Origin of the sequence: Micromonospora sp. NBC_01655 (assembly GCF_026339755.1) — a bacterium.
In the GTDB taxonomy this organism is placed as follows: Bacteria; Actinomycetota; Actinomycetes; order Mycobacteriales; family Micromonosporaceae; genus Micromonospora.
The window spans coordinates 56033-75042 of record NZ_JAPEQF010000001.1 but is presented as its reverse complement, the minus strand read 5'-3'; the positions used below and the strand labels follow the sequence as shown (position 1 = coordinate 75042).

At 73.9% G+C, this 19010-nt stretch carries 18 protein-coding genes and 1 pseudogene; 12 read left to right on the top strand and 7 right to left on the bottom strand.

All coding sequences use genetic code 11. From position 1 onward, the window contains the following. Positions 1–237: 237 nt before the first annotated feature. Positions 238–2202 carry an acetate--CoA ligase gene (gene acs / locus OOK41_RS00420; RefSeq protein WP_266262401.1) on the bottom strand — a complete coding sequence of 655 codons (1965 nt, stop codon included), beginning with the start codon at positions 2200–2202 and terminating at the stop codon, positions 238–240. 269 nt (positions 2203–2471) lie between these two features. Here acs and OOK41_RS00415 point away from each other — a divergent pair, with 269 nt between their 5' ends. Next, on the top strand, positions 2472–3218 hold the full coding sequence (locus tag OOK41_RS00415) for an oxidoreductase (protein WP_117668451.1): 747 nt from the start codon (positions 2472–2474) through the stop codon (positions 3216–3218). Between the two features lie 109 nt (positions 3219–3327). Here OOK41_RS00415 and OOK41_RS00410 read toward each other — a convergent pair whose 3' ends face one another. The 5 genes from OOK41_RS00410 to OOK41_RS00390 form a co-directional block, all read right to left on the bottom strand. Beyond that, complete coding sequence (locus OOK41_RS00410; RefSeq protein WP_266262400.1) at positions 3328–3960, bottom strand: TetR/AcrR family transcriptional regulator; 633 nt, start codon at positions 3958–3960, stop codon at positions 3328–3330. Further along, the gene (locus tag OOK41_RS00405; protein WP_266262399.1) at positions 3855–5279 is read right to left on the bottom strand and encodes a methyltransferase; all 1425 of its coding nucleotides are present in this window, start codon (positions 5277–5279) and stop codon (positions 3855–3857) included. Before OOK41_RS00405 ends, OOK41_RS00410 begins: the two co-directional genes overlap by 106 nt. Further along, positions 5276–6172, bottom strand: coding sequence for a hypothetical protein (locus OOK41_RS00400; RefSeq protein WP_266262398.1), 897 nt, complete (start codon positions 6170–6172; stop codon positions 5276–5278). The genes OOK41_RS00405 and OOK41_RS00400 overlap by 4 nt, the downstream gene beginning before the upstream one ends. A 458-nt stretch (positions 6173–6630) precedes the next feature. Then, the gene (locus OOK41_RS00395) at positions 6631–7434 is read right to left on the bottom strand and encodes an HAD family phosphatase (protein WP_266262397.1); all 804 of its coding nucleotides are present in this window, start codon (positions 7432–7434) and stop codon (positions 6631–6633) included. 202 nt (positions 7435–7636) lie between these two features. Beyond that, positions 7637–8323 carry a hypothetical protein gene (locus tag OOK41_RS00390; protein ID WP_266262396.1) on the bottom strand — a complete coding sequence of 229 codons (687 nt, stop codon included), beginning with the start codon at positions 8321–8323 and terminating at the stop codon, positions 7637–7639. 496 nt (positions 8324–8819) lie between these two features. On the opposite strand from OOK41_RS00390, the gene OOK41_RS00385 reads away from it, so the two are divergent. The 4 genes from OOK41_RS00385 (at position 8820) to OOK41_RS00370 (ending at position 12473) form a co-directional block, all read left to right on the top strand. Next, positions 8820–9497 carry an NBR1-Ig-like domain-containing protein gene (locus OOK41_RS00385; protein ID WP_266262395.1) on the top strand — a complete coding sequence of 226 codons (678 nt, stop codon included), beginning with the start codon at positions 8820–8822 and terminating at the stop codon, positions 9495–9497. Positions 9498–9759: 262 nt separating this feature from the next. Further along, positions 9760–10623, top strand: a complete 864-nt coding sequence (locus OOK41_RS00380) for a peptidoglycan-binding protein (RefSeq protein ID WP_266262394.1) — start codon at positions 9760–9762, stop codon at positions 10621–10623. Between the two features lie 52 nt (positions 10624–10675). Then, complete coding sequence (locus OOK41_RS00375; RefSeq protein ID WP_266262393.1) at positions 10676–11458, top strand: peptidase inhibitor family I36 protein; 783 nt, start codon at positions 10676–10678, stop codon at positions 11456–11458. Positions 11459–11540: 82 nt separating this feature from the next. Then, positions 11541–12473 carry a SpoIID/LytB domain-containing protein gene (locus tag OOK41_RS00370; protein WP_266262392.1) on the top strand — a complete coding sequence of 311 codons (933 nt, stop codon included), beginning with the start codon at positions 11541–11543 and terminating at the stop codon, positions 12471–12473. 175 nt (positions 12474–12648) lie between these two features. On the opposite strand, the gene OOK41_RS00365 is transcribed toward OOK41_RS00370, so the two are convergent. Beyond that, positions 12649–12957 carry a hypothetical protein gene (locus OOK41_RS00365; protein ID WP_266262391.1) on the bottom strand — a complete coding sequence of 103 codons (309 nt, stop codon included), beginning with the start codon at positions 12955–12957 and terminating at the stop codon, positions 12649–12651. Positions 12958–13219: 262 nt separating this feature from the next. Between OOK41_RS00365 and ssd the strand changes: the two genes are divergently transcribed. The 7 genes and pseudogenes from ssd to OOK41_RS00330 all read left to right on the top strand — a co-directional run bounded on the left by ssd (position 13220) and on the right by OOK41_RS00330 (position 18920). Further along, the gene (gene ssd / locus OOK41_RS00360; protein WP_266262390.1) at positions 13220–14323 is read left to right on the top strand and encodes a septum site-determining protein Ssd; all 1104 of its coding nucleotides are present in this window, start codon (positions 13220–13222) and stop codon (positions 14321–14323) included. Then, on the top strand, positions 14320–15594 hold the full coding sequence (locus OOK41_RS00355; RefSeq protein ID WP_266262389.1) for a TadA family conjugal transfer-associated ATPase: 1275 nt from the start codon (positions 14320–14322) through the stop codon (positions 15592–15594). The genes ssd and OOK41_RS00355 overlap by 4 nt, the downstream gene beginning before the upstream one ends. 1086 nt (positions 15595–16680) lie before the next feature. Further along, a pseudogene (locus OOK41_RS00350) lies at positions 16681–17001 on the top strand (hypothetical protein); the annotation flags it as partial. After that, positions 17001–17735, top strand: coding sequence for a type II secretion system F family protein (locus OOK41_RS00345; RefSeq protein WP_117668522.1), 735 nt, complete (start codon positions 17001–17003; stop codon positions 17733–17735). The pseudogene OOK41_RS00350 and the gene OOK41_RS00345, both read left to right, overlap by 1 nt. 47 nt (positions 17736–17782) lie before the next feature. After that, entirely contained in the window at positions 17783–17950 is a 168-nt protein-coding gene (locus OOK41_RS00340; RefSeq protein WP_007074167.1) for a DUF4244 domain-containing protein, read from the top strand. A gap of 38 nt (positions 17951–17988) precedes the next feature. Then, positions 17989–18393 (top strand): TadE family type IV pilus minor pilin, encoded by a 405-nt coding sequence (locus tag OOK41_RS00335; RefSeq protein WP_117668598.1) that lies wholly within the window; start codon positions 17989–17991, stop codon positions 18391–18393. A gap of 89 nt (positions 18394–18482) precedes the next feature. Continuing rightward, the gene (locus OOK41_RS00330) at positions 18483–18920 is read left to right on the top strand and encodes an Rv3654c family TadE-like protein (protein ID WP_266262388.1); all 438 of its coding nucleotides are present in this window, start codon (positions 18483–18485) and stop codon (positions 18918–18920) included. Positions 18921–19010: the final 90 nt, after the last annotated feature.

Genomic DNA, 19010 nt, shown 5'->3' with positions numbered 1-19010 from the left:
TCCGGCACCGCCGCGTCCGGCCAGGACCGGTGGGCCGCAACACCATGACCCCGACGGCAATCACCTTGACAGACCTGCCAGCGAACGACGGGTGTCGATCGCGTCATCACCGCCGTGGAGGGCGAAGCAGCCGGTGGCGGCCCGGGCCGACCAGCGGCGGGACGTTCAGACCGTCCATGAGTGACGCAAAGACGGGAGGGCGGGACCGGCCGGCCCCGCCCTCCCGTCGCGTTCGGGTCAGTCCTCGTCGGACTTTCCGCCGCCCATTCCCGAGGAGATCAGCTCCATCACCGAGGAGTCCTGGAGGGTGGTCACGTCGCCCAGCGACCGGTTCTCCGCCACGTCCCGCAGCAGCCGGCGCATGATCTTGCCGGACCGGGTCTTCGGCAGCTCCGGCACCAGCAGGATCTGCCGCGGCTTGGCGATCGGGCCGAGGGTCTTCGCCACGTGGTTGCGCAGCTCGGTGATGAGCTTCTCGCCCGCCTCGCCGGAGGTGTCGGCGGTGCCACGCGGGATGGCGAACGCCACGATCGCCTGGCCGGTGGTCGGGTCGGTCGCGCCCACCACGGCCGCCTCCGCCACCGACGGGTGCGACACCAGCGCCGACTCGACCTCGGTGGTGGAGATGTTGTGGCCGGACACCAGCATCACGTCGTCCACCCGGCCCAGCAGCCAGATGTGCCCGTCGTCGTCCTTCTTCGCCCCGTCCCCGGCGAAGTACATGCCCTCGAACCGGGACCAGTACGTCTCGATGAACCGGTTGTCGTCGCCCCAGATGGTGCGCAGCATCGACGGCCACGGCTCGCGCAGCACCAGGTAGCCGCCGCCCCCGTTGGGCACCGACTGGCCCTGGTCGTCGACCACGTCGGCGACGATGCCGGGCAGCGGGGTCATCGCCGAGCCCGGCTTGGCCTCGGTGACGCCGGGCAGCGGCGAGATCATGATCGCGCCCGTCTCGGTCTGCCACCAGGTGTCCACGATCGGCAGCTCGCCCCGGCCGACGTGCTGCCGGTACCACATCCACGCCTCGGGGTTGATCGGCTCGCCGACGCTGCCCAGCAGCCGCAGCGAGGACAGGTCGAAGCCGGCGGGGATGTCCTCGCCCCACTTCATCATCGTCCGGATCAGCGTCGGGGCGGTGTACAGGATGCTGACCCGGTACTTGTCGACGATCTCCCAGAACCGGCCCTTGTGCGGGGTGTCCGGGGTGCCCTCGTACATGACCTGGGTGGCGCCGTTGGCCAGCGGGCCGTACACAATGTAGGAGTGGCCGGTCACCCAGCCGATGTCGGCGGTGCACCAGTAGACGTCCGTCTCCGGCTTCAGGTCGAACACCGCGTGCGCCGTGTACGCCGTCTGGGTCAGGTACCCGCCGGTGGTGTGCAGGATGCCCTTCGGCCGGGCCGTGGTGCCGCTGGTGTAGAGGATGAACAGCGGGTGCTCGGCGTCGAACGGCTCCGCGGCGTGCTCGGTCGACGCCTGCTCCACCGTCTCGTGCCACCACCGGTCCTTGGCCGTCCAGGCGACCTCCTCGCCGGTGCGGCGGACCACCAGCACGTGCTCCACCGACGGGCAGTTCGCCACCGCGTCGTCCACCGTCGGCTTCAGCGTCGACGGCTTGCCCCGGCGGTAGCCACCGTCGGCGGTGATCACCACCTTGGCGGAGGCGTCCTGGATCCGGTTGGTCAGCGCGTCGGCGGAGAAGCCGCCGAAGACCACGCTGTGGGTGGCGCCGATCCGGGCGCAGGCCAGCATGGCCACCGCCGCCTCCGGCACCATCGGGAGGTAGATCGCCACCCGGTCGCCGGCGGTCACCCCCAGCTCGGTCAGCGCGTTCGCCGCCTGGCAGGTCAGCCGGTGCAGGTCGGCGTACGTGATGGTCCGGGTGTCGCCCGGCTCGCCCTCCCAGTGGATGGCCACCTTGTCGCCCCGGCCCGCCTCCACGTGCCGGTCCAGGCAGTTGTACGCCACGTTGAGCCGCCCGCCGACGAACCACTTCGCGAACGGCGGGTTCGACCAGTCGAGCACCTGGTCCCACTGCTTCGCCCAGGCCAGCCGCCCGGCCTGCGCCGCCCAGAAGGCAAGCCGATCCCCGGCGGCCTCGGCGTACGCGTCAGCGGTGACGTTGGCGTTCGCGGCGAGTTCGGCCGGGGGCGGGAACTGCCGGGTCTCGTTCAGCAGATTGGCCAGTGCCTCGCTCATGCGGTGACTCCCTCGTCGCATCCGTGACCTGCGTCTCCTACCCCCGCAGAGGTTAGTCGGGGCGGTCGACGCCCGCGACAGCTCCCGGAGCACACGCGCGCCGAGCGGCCCCCGCCACGCGCCGAACTGTCGCCCGTAGCCCCTCCGGCCGGCCCTGGCGCGCCCGGGCACGCCGGTCGGACCGCCGGCACCGAGACCCGGTCGAGCGCCTCCGGCCGGGAGGGGTGCCCTTCGCGCCCGGCGGGCCGGCGGGTCGCTAGCGTGACGGGGTGACCACCGACCCGCTCGCCCCGCTGCTCGCGCTCGCCGACATCGCCCCCGCCGTCGACCGGGCCCGCGAGCGGGTCGACCAGGCGCTGCGGCACCGCGCGCTGCGCCGGCACGGCGGCCAGGTCGCGGCCGAGGTGAGCCTCCGCTGTGCCGTGGCCAGCGCCGCCCTGGAGGGGGCCGCCCACGACCGCGAGGCGGTCCGCGCCGGTACGGTCACCGACCCGGTGCTCCAGGGCGCGCTGCGGGTGGCCGGGGCGCTGCCCGGGCTGACCGAGCGCTGGCCGAAGGCGCCCCGACAGGTCCTCGCCCGGCTGCACGTGCTCGCCGCCCGGGACGTCGTACCCGCCGACGAACTGGGGCGGCCGGTGGCCGACCCGGTGGTCGGCGCCCGGCTGGACGGCCTGGCCGGGCTGGTCGCCGGCGGCACCACCGTGCCCCCGCTGGTGCTGGCCGCCGTGGTGCACGGCGAGCTGCTCAACCTGCGTCCGTTCGCCGGGCCGTCCGGGGTCGTGGCCCGGGGCGCCGCCCGGCTGGTGCTGATGTCCACCGGCTTCGACCCGCGCGGGCTGGTCGGCGCCGATGTCGGCCACCGCGAGCGCGAGCCGGAGTACGTCGGCGCGGCCGGTGCCTTCGCCACCGGCACCCCAGACGGATTGCGCTCCTGGCTGCGGCACTACCTGACGGCGGTCGAGGTCGGCGCCGACCAGCTCGCCGCCGTCGGCGACGAGATCCTCGCCGCCGCCTGACCCGTGCGCCCTGATCCGCTGCCCGACCCAATGCCTGAATCGTCACCTGGACCGCGCGCCCTGTCGAGGCCCGGCCCGGCCGTGCCGGCCCCGCCTCCTTGGCCTTCCCTCAGTCCCGCCGGATCGCCCGGTTGACCTTGGCCTGGAGTGCCCGCCGGGCGATCGGCCCCAGGTCGTCCACGATCTCGATGAGCACCGCGAGCTGGTCGAGCGCGGACATCGCCTGCTCGGCCGCAGCCCGGTCCACCCCGTCGTAGAGCTCCAGCCCGATGAACGCGGCCGACACGGCCCGGGCCAGGCCGGGCACGTCCGCGATCTCCGCGAACGGGGAGCTGGCGAGCAGGCGACCCAGGACGGTCTCGATCTCGTCCACCCAGAGCTGGAGCGCGTCGGCCGTCGGTGCGGCCAGCCGCGCGTCGGTCTGCGCCCCGGCGAGCATCTGGGCGAGGAACGAGACGTTGCCCAGTTCTCGCTCCTGCTCGTGCAGGGCGCGGCCGACGGCGAGCAGCTCACGCAGCGAGCCGGCCCGGGCCAGCCGCGCCGACCAGTGCCCGATCCGCTCGACCGTGCTGGCCCGGCAGGCAGCGGCGAGCAGGTCGTCCACGCTGCCGTAGTGGTAGAACACCAGCGCCTGGTTCACCCCGGCGGCGGCGGCGATGGTACGGGCCGAGACCCCGGCGATGCCGTGCTCCCGGATCGCGGCGACGGCGCCGTCCAGGAGGCGCTGCTTGGTGTCGGACATCCCTCTCCTCGCGTGCCGGCTTCTCCGGCTCCGGCTACTTGCGTGCCGGCCTCTCCGGCTCCGGCTCGTCGGGCGTTGGCCGGATGCGGCGGTGCGATCATCGCATCGGTCACCAACTGCGCGAGCCAGGCGACCCCGGGCAGCCGCAGCGTCCAGCCGGCCAGCGCCCAGCCGAGGTGGACGTGTTCGAGCGCGCGGGCGACGGCGGACACCCCGCGTTCCCGGTGGCCGTCGCCGCCCACGTACTCCGCCCGCCGCAGCACCCTGTCGTGCGTCGCTGCGGGCCGGAGGGCGAGGCCCGCCGGGCGCCGGCGGGCCAGGAAACGCCACACCGCCGCGCACGGCCCGCAGCCGTCGTCGAGCCAGAGGACCGCGTCCGGCCCCGACGAGTACGGCCGCCAGCGCGGCCACCAGTTCCGGATCCGCCCCCGGTACGCCCGCCAGCCCTCCGGGTACCGGCCGGCGAGGTCGTGCTCCTCGTGCGGCCCGGCGACCGCCGCCGCGAAGGCGACCGCCACCGCGCCCGCGCCGGCCAGCGCCAGGCTCCCGGTCACCGCGGCGGTCAGCAGCACCAGGGCCACCGCGCCGAGCTGCATCGGGTTGGCCAGGTAGGCGTACGGCCCGGTGGTGACCAGCCGCCGGGGCGGATCCCACGGGTACGGGGTGCCGCCGCCCCGGACCGCGAACTCCCGTACGGCGGCGAGCGCCGGCGTCGCCACCAGCAGGGCGACCTGCGCGACGAGCAACAGCCGGGACGCGGGCAGCCCGGTGAGCCCGGCCCAGGAACCGTCGCCGAGCTCGAAGGCCAGGGTCGGCACGAACCACAGCAGCAGGGCGGCGAAGAGGCCGACCTGGAGCAGCGCCCGGGCGGTCAGGTGCCGGCGGTCCGCGCACCACCGGCCGAGCAGTTGGGCGGGCAGGGCCACGACGAGCAGCCCGACCGCCTCCCCGACGAGCCAGTGCGGACCGAGGCGGACCAGCGGGTGCAGGGCGGGCATCGCCACGGCGTCGAACCACAGCAGCAGGCCCAGCGCCAGCGGTAGCGGGAGGACCCGTCGCAGCAGCATCGGCAGCGGGCCCCACAGGGCGGCCCAGCCGATCCACAGGTCCACCGGCAGCCCCCGGTACGCGCCCCGCACGGGTGCGAAGGCGTACCAGCCGGTGCGCCGGGCCGCCTCGTCGAGCGCCGCGATGCCGACGGCGCCAGCGACGAAGGCCAGCAGCGCCGCCGCCCGGACGTTCCGGTCCCGCTCCAGCCGGGCGGCGGCGAGCACGGCCAGCAGGGGCACCGCCAGGCTCAGGTGGCGGGCGACAATCATCGCGGGACCGTCATGTCCAGCAGGTGCCCGACCCCCTCGCCGAGCAGAACGTGCTGCACCGGGCCGAAGTACCAGGACGGGTCGAGGCCGCGCCGGTAGTCCACGCTGATCCGGACCTCGGTGTGCCCGGCGTCGACCGCCCGCCAGCGCAGGTCCGCATGCCGCCAGGTGAACCAGCGGGCGGTGATCGAGGTGTCCTCGACGAAGCGGAAGGTGACCTGCTGCGGCTGGGCGGTCTCGACCTCGGCGAGCAGGTGCCCGCCCGGCCCGTGCGCGCTGCCGTGGTAACCGAACATCCAGCGGTCACCCACGGCCAGGCCGTCGCCGCTGACCTCGGTGGGGGTGGGCGCGCCCAGCAGCCGCAACGGCACGGACCGGACCGGGACGGGCCGGGGGCCGGCCGCGAGCCGCTCGGTGACCCGGTCGACGGGCAGCGCCACCACCCGGACCACCTCGACCGACTGCTCCGGATCCAGCCGGGGCCCGACCCCGCTGCCCTCCAGACCGGGCAGGAGCAGCAGCGGCACGGCGAGGGCCGAGTACGCCCGGGAGGCGTCCTGCAGCGCGCGGATCAGCGCGGTGGTGCCGTGCGCCACCGCGTACACCAGCGGGGCGGCCAGGATGACGCAGACCGCCCCCTCGTGCAGCGCCACCGCCGCCAGCAGCAGCGCGATCGTGGTGACCACGAAGACCCGGCCGTGCGTCGTCCGGCCGGGGGAGAGGGCCAGGGCCGCCGCGAGGATCACCGGGAGGGCCACGAACAGCAGGGCGCTGTCGGCCCGCCCCGCGCGGACCGTGATGGTGAAGACCACCAGCCCGAAGGCCGTGATCAGCCCGGCCAGCACCCAGTTGGCGGCGGTCCGCCGCGGTGGCCGTACGCCCTGCTCCGACATGACACCCTCCCTGTTTTGAGCGGTCGCTCAATCGGAGCATAGGCGGATTTGAGCAATCGCTCAATACGGGTTTCGCCCGGCGGCTGCGGCCTGGCGGCCCCGAGCTGTCGGGGACCGCCCGGACCAGGGAGGCGGGCAGCGGCGGTGGGCGGCGGGCGGGGGCCGCCGGGCGGGCGGGCGCGCCGGGTCGAGGCCGTCACCGGGGGGAGGACGTGCTCGGCTGACGCCGCGTCCGGGCGAGACCCTCGCTCGGGCGGGGCGCTGGGGCGCAGCCGCGCTTGGGCGGGCCGCCCCGGGGGTGGCCCGCGCCCGGGTCCGGGCTGTTTTGAACGAGGCCCACCCCTGGTGGGGCCGCTCCGGGCGGGGCTCCGCGTCCGGGCGCGGTCAGGCGGCGGGGGCGCTCGGGGAGGTGGTCGGGCGCGGTGGACGCCGGTCGGCGGGGTGACCCCGGTCGTCGGTCAGGCGACCGGGGTGGCGCGGGTGCGGCGGTGCCGGCCGTACCAGGCGATGCCGATGGCCACCCCGACGCCGACGCCGAGGGCCGCCGCGGCGACCGGGACGGCGGGGCGTTCCCGCAGCCGACGGCCCAGCGGGATCGGGTGCCGGAACTCCAGCACCGGCCAGGCGTTCTCGCTGGCCAGCTTGCGCAACGCGCGGTCCGGGTTGACCACGCTCGGGTGGCCCACGCACTCCAGCAGCGGACGGTCGCTCATCGAGTCGGAGTACGCGTACGAGTCGGCGAGGTCGTAGTCGCGCAGCCTGGCCAACTCGCTGACCGCCTCGACCTTGCTCGGCCCGGCGGCGTAGAACTCCACCTCACCGCTGTAGCGGCCGTCCGCCACCGTCATCCTGGTGGCGATCACGTCGGTCACCCCGAGCAACTCGCCTATCGGCCGGACCATCTCCTCGCCGGAGGCGGAGACCAGCACGACGTCCCGGCCGGCGGCCTGGTGCTCCTCGATGAGGGCCGCCGCCTCGGCGTACACGTAGGGGTTGATCAGCTCGTGCAGTGTCTCCGCGACGATCTGGCGGACCTGTTCCACCTGCCAGCCCTTGCAGAGCGCGGCGAGGTAGTCCCGGGTCTTGGCCATGGTCTGCTCGTCGGTGCCACCCAGCCGGAACATCAGCTGCGCGTACGCCGACTTGACCACGTCCCGCCGGGTGATCAGCCCATCCCGGTAGAACGGCCGACCGAACGCCAAGGCGCTCGACTTGGCGATGACGGTCTTGTCCAGATCGAAAAAAGCGGCACTTCGGCCCACGGCGCGAAAGTCTAGCCCGATGGACTATCGTCGGCGGATGCCTGGGGTACGGACTCCGGCCCGACCCTGGGGGCGACCCCTATGACCTCTGCCCGTCAGTGACGGTGGTCACACTCTCTGAACACAATTTCGCACTGAGTGGAGGCGACACCACTCGACGTATACCGGTCTGCTCAGGCATGCTTGTGGTTGCGACGAGGACTCACGTGTCGTACGAAGCAGGCTCTCGGCGGTTGCACCCCCCGTGACCGCTGAGCCGGTTCGGCTCAACCCCCCCGGAGCCGAACCGCCCGACGACCCCCGTCTCCCCCCGACGGGGGTCGTCCCTTTTCCGGTCCGCTTCCGTCCCAGGTGACGACCCATTGACCGGGCCGGCCGGGGGTTGTCCGCCTGCCCCCTTCCCAGGCGTCCCTGGGCCGCTGCGCTTCCGGCCGGAGACCGGCCAGCCGTTGATCGAGCTGGCCGAGGTGCTGCTGCACGGACCGCACCCGCCACCCCCTGGGAACGGGAACTGATTACCGCTTACGTCTGCGGTCGCAACGAGTGCCGGTTCTGCCAGGGCGCGCACTCGGCGTTCGCCGCCGCCCTGCTCGACGAGGGCACGACCCTGGTCGACCAGGTACGCGCCGACCTGGACAACGCCCCGGTCGGCCCGGTGCCGCTGCCACACGTACGTGTATGCGTAGTTCTTGCCGCATCCCTTGTACTGCTTGACCGATGCGGCGGTCTGCCCGCCGACGGTGATGTACGCCGTCGCGCCGATCTGCACCGAACTCCCGCAGTGTGGGTTGGTCTCGGCGTGGGCGGGTCCGGCGAACGCCAGCGCCGCGGGCACAGCCAGCCCGGCGACCGCGAGGATGCGCACACTACGTCGCAAGAAGCTCTTCATCGGTGACTTCCATCAATGTACCGGGACCGTCGTGCCCGGTATCGTCATCTATCACGATGATGGCCGCCGAGGCCCGTTCGGTACCTCTTACACCGCTCTGACAACACCTGCCGACGGCGTCTGACATGGGGGATAAATGGAAGACCAGCGTGCCGCCGCCGAGTCGATTCAGGACGCCATGGCCGCCGAGAGGTTCGCCGATCAGTTGCGAACACTGCGGACCGGGGTGGGCAACCCGTCATTCCGGAAGATGGCTGGGCGGTCGGGCCGCATCTCGCACACGACGCTGCACGAGGCCGCCGCCGGGACCAGGTTTCCCTCGTGGGAGACGACGCGCGAGTTCGTCCGGGCTTGCGAGGCGGACGAGGTCCAGTGGCGGCGCCGATGGGAGGACGCTCAGAGCCCGGGGACGGGACACTCCGTCCCGGACGGCGACCTGACGCCGGTCAGCACCGATTCCTCGGCCACGGTCGAAGCTCGGGGCACCCTAGACACGATGACGTCCGGTGTCGTGGCCGCCGAGACGTCCCGCGCCGTGGACACTCTGCCGGCCGGTAGGCCCGCCGTGCCCGGCGTCGCCGCGTCTTCGGACCTCGTGCCGGTGGGCCAACGCGCGCTGCGGGCCGCGGAGCACCCGCAGGCGGCGGCGGAGGACGAGGTCACGGGTGCGCGACGGCACCGGTTGCGGTGGCTCGCCGCCGCGGTGGCGGTGGCGGTGGTCGCCGTCCTGGGCGTCACCGTCCGCGGCCGGTCGTCCCCGGACGGCTCCGGCGCCGTGGCGGCGTCGCCGTCATCGGCAGGGTTCTCGGACGCGTTGATTCCCGGCGACTCGAGCCAGTTCGTCGCCGACGTCACCATCCCCGACGGTACGCGGGTGAAGGTGAACGCCCACTTCGTGAAGGTGTGGGCGCTCGCGAACGTGGGAACGGTCGACTGGCACAACCGCTTCCTCGCGCGGATGAACCCCACCGGTGACGATGACGGTTGCCGGGTGCCGGATCGGGTGGCGATCGGCGACACGCCGCCCGGCGAGCAGGTGATGATCAGTGTTCCGGTCATCGCGCCGAGCCGCCCCGGGAAGTGCTGGGTCAGCTGGAAGATCGTCGACGAGCACGGGCGGGCCTACTTTCCCAGTCGCCGGCCAATATTCTTCATGGTCACCGTCATCGCCTGAGTGCGTCTGGCGGCAGCCGCGGTCAAGCCCGCCGAGCCGCCGCCCCGGTCGATTTCCCGGGTCCCGGCCGCCCGACCGGTGTCAGGGTGCGCATGCTCGATGTCAATCCCGGGTGCCACCCAAGCTGACAACACCAAATTCATCGAGGTCAGTGACGGCCTGACGGATCTGACAGGACAGCCGGGGTACCGAACAGCAGACCCCTTCTCGCAGAGTGATGTTCGTTCCGAACGCGACTCACTACCTACGAGGAGGATCGAGTATGCACCGTCCCTGGATAACCGTCGGGCTCGCCGCGCTCTGCGTGGCAGTCGGCGTCCCGGCCTATGCATGGGCCGGGACGCCGACTGCCGCAGCGCAGCGGACCGTCACCATGGCCGCGGGGCCTGTCGTGGACATGGAGGCCACCGTCCTGGCCGCCCAGATCGACCCCCGCCGTGCCGACCACACACTGACCCCGGGCGCGAAGAGTTCCGTGCTCGCCGTCGAGCAGGCGCTCCAGGCCCAGAAACTGCTGAACACGCAGTGGGTCGACGGCTACTTCGGCACCGAGACCGTCTCGGCGTACGCGGCCTACCAGCGCTCGCTCGGCTACACCGGCCTGGCCGCGAACGGGCTGCCCGGCACGACGTCGCTGACGAAGCTCGGGCGGAATCGGTTCACCGTCGGCAACACGATCGGCCCGGGCGCGAAGGTCCAGCGTGACGGGTACGTCGTCGACGCCCGTACTCAGGCGATGCTGGCCGAGGCCCAGCGTCTGCTCGATCGCACCCTGGTGCTCGAGCAGGGCTCGTACAACCCCGGGGGCGACCCGACGTCGGCCGGTACGCACGACGGCGGGGGTGTGGTGGACATCGCGGTCACCGGCATGACCGCGGCCACGCGTACCGCCGTCGTCCGGGCTCTACGCCAGGTCGGCTTCGCAGCCTGGGTCCGTAACCCGAGTCAGGGTGACTGGCCGTGGCACATCCACGCCGTGGCGATCAACGACACGGACCTGTCCAGCCAGGCGCAGCACCAGGCCGGCGACTACTACCTCGGCATGAACGGCCTGGCCAACCGTGGCCCGGACGACGGCCCCCGGATTCCGATCAAAACCTGGGAGCAGTACCAGCGCGGGCAGTGACCCGCATCCGACCCGATCCACCAACCATCGCCCACTGTCCAGAGAGGACACCATGAACATCCGCAAGAGTCTCGCCGTCGTCGGCGCCGCGCTCGCCATGACCACCTCCATCCTGAGCGTCGCCTCGCCGGCGTCGGCGGCGTCCCGGGACGGGGTCTGCGACAGCGGTGAGTTCTGCTACTACTACAACAGCGACGAGGCCGGCTCGGTCTCGGACTTCACCGGGTCGCTCGGCGACTACGGCACGACCCAGCCGTCGTGCTACGAGTTCAAGGGTGCGGGCAACGGCCAGGGCGTGTGCGTGAAGAACAACGCCGCGTCGGTGTGGAACCGCACCAGCACGACCATACGGGTCTACTTCAACAGCAACTTCGCCGGTGCGAGCCAGGACTTCGCGGCCGGGGCGAAGGGCAACCTCAACGCCACGCTCAAGAACAACAACGCCTCGCACGACATCGTCGGCTCCGGCGGCGGCACCTACCCGGCCGACCCGCGCGCGTCCGAGGCTGTCGCGTTCGCGAGGGCGCGGCTCGGGCACACCGACTGGAACAACCAGTGCGAGCTGTTCGTCGAGCGGGCGTTCGGCACCAGCGGCCGGTTCGCCACGGCGCTCACGCACTACAACTGGCAGAAGAACAACGGGCGCATTCACACCGGCTCGGTGCCGCCTGCCGGAACGGCGGTGTTCTTCACGTCCACCACGTCGGCCGGGCACGTCATGCTCTCCATCGGCGGCAACAGCGCCATCAGCACCGGACCGAGCGTCTACCAGACCAACTCGTTCCGGGACCGGTCCGACTACCTGGGCTGGGCCTACGTCCCGAGCAGCTGGTGACCCGGCATGCGCTCGCACGCGCACCGGAGCAGCGCCCAGGCCAACCTCCAACACCTGCTCCACTTCTGAGAGGCGGCTGCGGATGACCATCCTGAAAAGAGCTTCGGGCATTCTGGCCGTCCTGGTGGCAGCGCTCGTCGGCGTCGCGGTGGCGCCGGGCGCCGCATCCGCCGCCGGCCGGGACGGGGTCTGCGACAGCGGTGAGTTCTGCTACTACTACAACAGCGACGAGGCCGGCTCCATCTCGGACTTCACTGAGTCGCTCGGCGACTACGGCACGACCCAGCCGTCGTGCTACGAGTTCAAGGGTGCGGGCAACGGCCAGGGCGTGTGCGTGAAGAACAATGCCGCGTCGGTGTGGAACCGCACCAGCAAGACCGTGCGGGTCTACTTCAACAGCAACTTCGCCGGTGCGAGCCAGGACTTCGCGGCCGGGACGAAGGGCAACCTCAACGCCACGCTGAAGAACAACAACGCCTCGCACGAGCTGCTGAGCACAGGCGGGCCGACGGGCTGCAGTACCGACGGCACCAACAGCACGCTGCCGAGCACTATCCTGGTCTACCGGGTCGGTCTCGGGCGAGTCGACCGGGTCGACTTCAAGACGTACGTCAAGAACGTCCTCCCGAACGAGTGGGTGACGAACTGGCCGGACGCCTCGCTGGAGGCCGGTGCCGTAGCCGTCAAGAGCTACGGCTGGTACTGGGCGCTGCACTCGACCCGGAAAACCCCCGGCGGACAGTGCTACGACGTCCGTGACGACACCGCCGACCAGGTCTACCGGCCGTCGTCGGCGCAGGCGTCGACGTCCTCCGCGGTGGACAGCACCTGGTCGGCCCGGATGACCCGGAGCGGCAACATCCTGCAGGCGCACTACTGCGCGACCACGACCGCGTGCGGTGGCTGGGTGACCGGGGACTGGCTGTCGCAGTACGGCTCGCGTGATCTCGCGAACGCGGGCAAGAACTACCAGGCGATTCTGCACTACTACTACAGCAACGTGGCCCTTTCCTGACGTCACGCGCCAACCGCGCCGCCCGTCGCAGATCCGCGACGGGCGGCGCGCTCGTGCCTGCGGTACGTTACGGCGCCACCCGTCGGCCGGAGGCGACGCGGCTAGACGCGGATGCGACCGTGGGCATCGCCGATCTCGAAGCCGCCCTGACCACGCCCTGCCGAACCGGCGACGGTCAGGGTGCCCGGGGCGAAGAAGCGGCGGCTGCGGCGATCGCCGCAGCGACGCACTCATAGTCCTTGACCAGGGCGCCGACCAAGCGCGGATCGGGCTCGACTGCCTCGACCAACCCACGCACCAGGTCGCGGATCCTGGCCTCGGGCGACGACTGACGGATGCCGGGGTGCCGCCGATGGAAGCTGTGCCAACGGCGGAGTCCGACGTCGACCAGGCGCTCGCGGTCGCTGGGTGAGGCGATGGGGCATCCCCGATCCCACCGGTCGGCCAATGCCGCCAGTGCCACTGCGCGAGCCGATTCGGCCATCCTCGCCTCCCTGCCGTTTCCACTGCCCCGGTGCCGACCGACACATGCCCAGGGCCAGTGATTTCGCCGGGTGCAACCTGTCGCCACCCTCCGCGCCCGCCACCTGCTCCGGGCTGCGGTGCCGTAGCAGATCGACCTGGCCTTCGGGCGTTATCCACAGGGACCCCGGTTGTCCACAGGTGAGCGCGCGCCATCGGCAGGGTCTGCTGATTCCCGGCACGCTCTCCGGCAGCACCCCCGAGCCCAACTGCTGGAGGCCGCGATGCCACCCCGTACCTCGTTTCCGCCGCCCCGGCGGCTGCCCCTGCTGGTGACCTCGGACGACGACCTGCTCGACGACCTGCTCCGGCTCGCCGCCGCCGGCGGCACCGAGGCCGAGGTGGCCGCGGACCCGGCGGCGGCCCGGTCTCGCTGGGCACCGGCACCGCTGGTGCTGGTCGGCAACGACCAGGCCCAGGCGTGCCTGCGGGCGCGGCTGCCGCGCCGGCCACGGATGGTCCTGGTGGGCCGGTCCGGGCAGCTCGACCCCGGTTGGGAGATCGCCGAGCTGATCGGGGCCGAGCACGTCGCCATCCTCCCGGCCGCCGAGCCGTGGCTGGTGGACCGGTTCGCCGAGTGCGCGCCGGACCGCGCCGGCAACGGCGCGGCCCGGGTGGTCGCGGTGCTCGGCGGGCGGGGCGGCGCCGGGGCGAGCGTCCTCGCGGGCGGACTGGCCGTCACCGCCGCCCGGGCCCGACTGCGCACCCTCCTCGTCGACGTCGACCCGCTCGGCGGCGGGCTGGACCTGGTGCTCGGCTGGGAGCAACTGGAAGGGCTGCGCTGGCCGGCGCTCACCGACGCCGACGGGCGGGTCGACCCGCCGGCGCTGGTCCGGGCCCTGCCCAGTCGGGGTGACCTGGTGGTGCTCTCCTGGGATCGGGGGGACCTGCTGGCCCTGCCCGCCCCGGCGATGGCGGCCACCCTGGAGGCGGCGCGCCGGGGCCGGGACTTCGTCGTGGCCGACGTGCCCCGACACCTCGACGACCCGGCCGTGCTCGCGTTGCAGGCCGCCGACCAGGCATTCCTGGTCGTGCCGGCCGAGCTGCGGGCCACTGCGGCGGCGGCCCGGGTGGTCGCCGCCGCCGCGCCGCACTGCGCCCAGCTCTCCGTCGTCGTACGCGGCCCGGCCCCGGGGCGGTTGAAGGCCGTCGAGGTGGCCCGCGCCCTGGGGCTGCCGCTGGCCGGCACGCTGCGACCGGAGCCGGGACTCTGCCGGGGGCTGGAGCGGGGTGAGGCACCCGGCGCAGACGGGCGAGGCCCGCTCGCGGCGCTCTGCCAGCGGATCGTCGGCGAGCTGACCGGCCTGCCCGTGTCAGGCGCGGCATGACCGCGCCCGTCGGCGGCGAGGAGCTTTCCAGCCGGGTACGCCAGCGCTTCGCCGCCGCGGCCACCCCGGTCACCCCGGCCGCCGTCGTCTCCGCCGTACGCGCCGAGCCGGCTGCGGCGGTTCTCGGCGACACCGCCGTGCTCCGGATCGCCGGCCGGGTGCACGACGACCTCGTCGGCGCAGGTCCGCTGGCACCCCTGCTTGCCGATCCGGAGGTGACCGACGTGCTGGTCAACGGGAATCGGGTGTGGGTGGACCGGGGGCAGGGCCTGCGCCAGGTCGCGATTCCGGTCGGCACGATCGACGACGTACGCCGGCTGGCCCAGCGCCTCGCCGCCGGGGCGGGCCGCCGCCTGGACGACGGCTCCCCGTACGCGGACGCCCGGCTGCCCGACGGGACCCGGCTGCACGCCGTGCTGCCTCCGGTCGCGACCGACGGGCCCTACCTCTCCCTGCGTACCTTCCGGCAGCGCCCGTTCACCCTCGACGACCTGGTCCGGCAGGGCACCGTGCCCCGGCCGGCCGCCCCGGTGCTGGCCGCCGTGGTGGCGGCCCGGCTCGCGTACCTGGTCGTCGGCGGCACCGGCTCCGGCAAGACGACGCTTCTCAACACGCTCCTGGGGCTGGTTCCGGGGACCGAGCGGATCGTCCTGGTCGAGGACGCCGCCGAGCTGCGGCCCGTGCATCCGCACGTGGTCGGGTTGCAGGCCCGCACGGCGAACGTGGAGGGCTCCGGCGCGGTCGGGCTCAGCGACCTGGTCCGGCAGGCCCTGCGGATGCGGCCCGACCGGCTGGTCGTGGGGGAGTGCCGGGGCGGTGAGGTCGTCGACCTGCTCGCCGCCCTGAACACCGGCCACGACGGCGGCGCGGGGACGCTGCACGCGAACGCCCCGTCGGACGTGCCGGCCCGGCTGGAGGCGCTCGGGATGCTGGGCGGGCTGCCCCGGGCTGCCCTGCACGCCCAGGTCGCCGCCGCGCTCCAAGTGCTGCTCCAGGTCCGCCGGGGTGCCCGGGGTCGGGTGCTGGAGTCGGTCTGCCTGTTGCTCCCCGAGGGACCGGACCGCCTGGTCACCGTCGTTCCCGCCTGGGTACGCGGCCACGGGCCGGGACCCGCCGCCGCGGCCCTCGGCACGCTGCTGCGCGAGCGTGACGTGCCTGCCCCGCCCGTCCTCTGCGAGGTGTGGCCGAGCCGCCCCGAACGGGAGGGACGCCCCGAACGGGAGGGCCGCCCCGAGGCGGCGGGCGGTCGCCGCCACGGAGGACCCGAGTGACCACGGCGAGTTGGCTGGTGGCGGCCCTTCTCGCCGTCGCCGCAGCGGCCGTGGCGTGGCCACTGCACAGCAGCCGGTCCCGGCGACGGCGGTTGCTCGGTTCGCCTCCGGACCGGCCGTCGTCGGCCGGTGACCCGACCGATCGGGTCGATGCCGTACGTATTCCGGCGGGAAAGGTCGCGCCGGGCGCCGTCGGCAGGGCGTCGGACCGGCCGCGGGACTCCGTTGACGACCGGGATCCCGCGCTGCACCCCTGGAACGGGGCAGGGCAGGGGGAGCACGGTGGCCGGCGCGCTGCCCCGGGGACGCCGTCCGGCCCACGCCCGTTCTCCGCCCCGTCCGATGAGTCCGGCCTGCGGTCGCCATCCCGCTCACCATCCCACCCGTGCAACGTCCGGCCCACGCTCCTTCTCCGGCACAGCGCCGTTCTCGGGCCCGTCGGGCCCGTCCCCGAGGTCCGGTCCGTCCAGGCCGCCAGGCCCGTTCGGCTCCGGCGGACGTTCTGGGCCGCCCGGTCGTCGGGACGCGCGCCGACCGACTGCCGTTCTGGACCGCTCCGAGCCCACCCTGCCGGGGCAGCGAAGCTCCCTGTTGGCTTCGCTGCTCCCTTGTGTTGGGAACTGGCGTACCGGGTTGTCGCCGGGGAGGTCTCCGGCGAGCCGCCGTCGACCGGGGGTACCCGGGTGGCTGTCCGACTCGCCCCGGCGAAGCCTGCTGCTGGCGGGAGCGGCGGGCGCCGGGACGGGTGGCTTGCTGGCCGGGCCGGTGGCTGCCGTGGTGGTCGGCGCGTACGGGGCGTTGGCCGCGCGGGCGGTGCTCCGCAGGGGCCTCGCGCGTGCCGGTCAGCGCGCCCGACGGCACAGCCTGGACCAGCTCAGCGCCCTCGCTGCGGACCTGCGCGCCGGCGGTGTCCTGCGAGGCGACCGGTCGGCATCCGGAAACGTGCCGCACTTCGACCAGCCCGCACCCGGGGCTCCGCCGGGCGGAGCCGGCTCGGCGCACGATCCGGGGGTGGTCCCCGGTCCGGCCACGGACGCCGGCGGGCCGGTCGTTCCGCCCGATCCGGACCGGTTGGGGCGGTTGGCCCAGGCGGCGATCCGGCTCGCGGACCGGACCGGTGCTCCCCTGGCCGACCTGCTGGAGCGGATCGAGGCCGACGCCCGGGCGACCGACCGAGGGCTGGCCGGTGCGGCAGCGCAGGCGGCCGGGGCTCGGGCCACTGCTTTGCTGCTCGCCGCCCTGCCGCTCGGCGGTATCGGGCTCGGGTACGGGGTCGGCGTCGACCCGGTCGAGGTTCTGCTGCACACCCCCCTTGGAGGCGGATGCGCGATCGCGGCTGTTGTCCTCCAGTCGGCCGGGCTGCTCTGGACGGAGCGCCTCGGCACAGCACCGGACGGGAACCGCTGATGACCCCGCAGGCGGTGGCCGCCGGTTGCCTCGTCGCGGCGGCGCTCGCCCTGTCCGTCGGGTCGCGTGCGGGCACCACCCGTCGCCTGCGCGGCCTGCGGGGGCGGGCCGGGTCGACCGGGAGGTCAAGACCGGCGTGGTGGCCCGACCGGATCCGCCTCGGATCGGGGCTTGCCGGGGTGGCTGCCCTCGTGGTCATCGGTGGCTGGCCCGGTCTCTTGGGTGGCGCCGTCGTCGCCGTCGTGGCGGACCGGGGGCTGCGCCGGATCGAGCCCCCGGCCGTACGGGAGCGGCGGCTCCGGGAGGCCGCCGACCTGCCTCTCGCGGCGGACCTGCTCGCAGCCGCGCTGCGGGCCGGTGCGCCGGTCGACCGTTCCGTGCTGGCGGTCGCGGAGGCCCTCGGCGGCCCGTTGGCCGCCCGCCTGGGCCGGGTCGGCCGGACCCTGCTGCTCGGTGGCGGCCCCGAGGAGGCGTGGGCGCACCTCGTCCCGGTGCCGGGTGCCGAGCGGTTGGCCGGTGCCGCGCTGCGTTCGTCGAGCAGCGGCGCGGCGTTGGCCGGCGCGCTGACCCGCCTCGCCGACGACCTGCGCGCCGACCGGTCCACCGCCGCCGAGGCGTCGGCCCGTCGGGCCGGGGTCCTCATCGTGCTGCCGCTGGGGCTCTGCTTCCTGCCGGCCTTCATTCTCGCCGGCCTGGTGCCGGTGATCGTCGCCGTCCTCGGCGACGTGCTGTGAGTGCCGCCGGCCGGCCGGTCGGCGGATACCGTTGAGAAGGGACAAGCATGCGTAAGATTCTCACCCGACTGCGGGGCGACGCCGGGATGAACACCGCCGAGTACGCAGTCGGCACCCTCGCCGCCGTCGCGTTCGCCGGCATCCTGCTCAAGGTGCTGACCTCGGGCAACGTGCAGTCCGCGCTGACCGCCGTCATCGACCGGGCGCTGAAGTGACCGACCGCCGGCAGGCTGGGGGCGACCGGGGGACGTCCGTGCGGCGGCCGGAGGCGGTTCGGCCGACCGGTTCGGCGCGGCTAACGGTCCGGTCGCCACGGGAGCGCGGGTCGTTCACGGCCGAACTGGCCGCCGGCCTGCCGGCGTTGCTGCTGCTCCTGCTCGCCGGTCTCACCGCGGTGAACGCGGTCGTCACCAGGGCGGGCTGCCTGGGAGCGGCCCGGGAGGCGGCACTGGCCGCCTCCCGGGGCCAGCCCGGCGGTGCGGCGGGCGCTGCGGCGGCTCCGGCTGGGGCCGACGTCTCGGTCGCTGTGGACGGCGAGCGGGTCACCGCGACGGTGCGGGCGCCGGTGCGTGCCCTCGGTGCGCGCCTACCCCGGATCATCGTGACGGCCACCGCGGTCGCCGCCGTCGAGCCCGGCGCCCCAGGTCCGCAACCGTGACCACCCGGCTCGGTTGTGTGGTCCCGTCGGGGTGGGCCGGGCGCACAGGCACGGTCGACGGCGTCGGGCGTGCTGCCGGGACGTCCCTGATGGGGAGCTTCGCTGCGACCACCAGCCCTGCCGGCGGGGGGTTCACCTCGTGCATCCGTGTTCGCCGGCGAGACGCCGGGGCGGCCCGTCGAGGGGGCGAGCGGGGCGGGGCGACGGTGTGCCTGCTCGCCGCCGGGATGGTGTTCGTCGTGGTGGGCCTGTTCGGTGCCGCGGTCGGTGCGGCGCGGATGGCCCGCCAGCAGGCCCGGGTAGCGGCGGACTTCGGTGCGCTCGCCGGGGCGGGGCGGGCCCTGGCCGGTGGTCCGGAGGCATGCGCGTACGCCGACGAGGTGGTCCGGGCCAACGGGGCGCGACTGACCGGTTGCCGGCTCGACGGGCTGGACGCCGTGGTGACGGCGGAGGTGACGGTCGCCCCGGTGCCCGGTCTCACCCGGGTCGCCATCGTGACCTCCCGGGCCGGTCCTCCGCGTGGCTGACCTGGACCGTGCGCGCCGATCCGGGCCGTGCCGATCCGGGCCGTAGCGGCGACAAGGCACCCGGGCATCCCGATGCCGCCCTGCCGCCGC

Bases quoted from the DNA above. Each gene is read 5' to 3' on its own strand.
- ssd (WP_266262390.1), top strand. From the start codon at position 13,220: ATGCCACCCCGTACCTCGTTTCCGCCGCCCCGGCGGCTGCCCCTGCTG.
- OOK41_RS00370 (WP_266262392.1), top strand. From the start codon at position 11,541: ATGACCATCCTGAAAAGAGCTTCGGGCATTCTGGCCGTCCTGGTGGCA.
- OOK41_RS00340 (WP_007074167.1), top strand. From the start codon at position 17,783: ATGCGTAAGATTCTCACCCGACTGCGGGGCGACGCCGGGATGAACACC.
- OOK41_RS00385 (WP_266262395.1), top strand. From the start codon at position 8,820: ATGACGTCCGGTGTCGTGGCCGCCGAGACGTCCCGCGCCGTGGACACT.
- OOK41_RS00330 (WP_266262388.1), top strand. From the start codon at position 18,483: ATGGGGAGCTTCGCTGCGACCACCAGCCCTGCCGGCGGGGGGTTCACC.
- OOK41_RS00375 (WP_266262393.1), top strand. From the start codon at position 10,676: ATGAACATCCGCAAGAGTCTCGCCGTCGTCGGCGCCGCGCTCGCCATG.
- OOK41_RS00400 (WP_266262398.1), bottom strand. From the start codon at position 6,172: ATGTCGGAGCAGGGCGTACGGCCACCGCGGCGGACCGCCGCCAACTGG.
- OOK41_RS00410 (WP_266262400.1), bottom strand. From the start codon at position 3,960: ATGTCCGACACCAAGCAGCGCCTCCTGGACGGCGCCGTCGCCGCGATC.
- OOK41_RS00380 (WP_266262394.1), top strand. From the start codon at position 9,760: ATGCACCGTCCCTGGATAACCGTCGGGCTCGCCGCGCTCTGCGTGGCA.
- OOK41_RS00345 (WP_117668522.1), top strand. From the start codon at position 17,001: ATGACCCCGCAGGCGGTGGCCGCCGGTTGCCTCGTCGCGGCGGCGCTC.
- OOK41_RS00365 (WP_266262391.1), bottom strand. From the start codon at position 12,957: ATGGCCGAATCGGCTCGCGCAGTGGCACTGGCGGCATTGGCCGACCGG.
- acs (WP_266262401.1), bottom strand. From the start codon at position 2,202: ATGAGCGAGGCACTGGCCAATCTGCTGAACGAGACCCGGCAGTTCCCG.
- OOK41_RS00355 (WP_266262389.1), top strand. From the start codon at position 14,320: ATGACCGCGCCCGTCGGCGGCGAGGAGCTTTCCAGCCGGGTACGCCAG.
- OOK41_RS00390 (WP_266262396.1), bottom strand. From the start codon at position 8,323: ATGAAGAGCTTCTTGCGACGTAGTGTGCGCATCCTCGCGGTCGCCGGG.
- OOK41_RS00405 (WP_266262399.1), bottom strand. From the start codon at position 5,279: ATGATTGTCGCCCGCCACCTGAGCCTGGCGGTGCCCCTGCTGGCCGTG.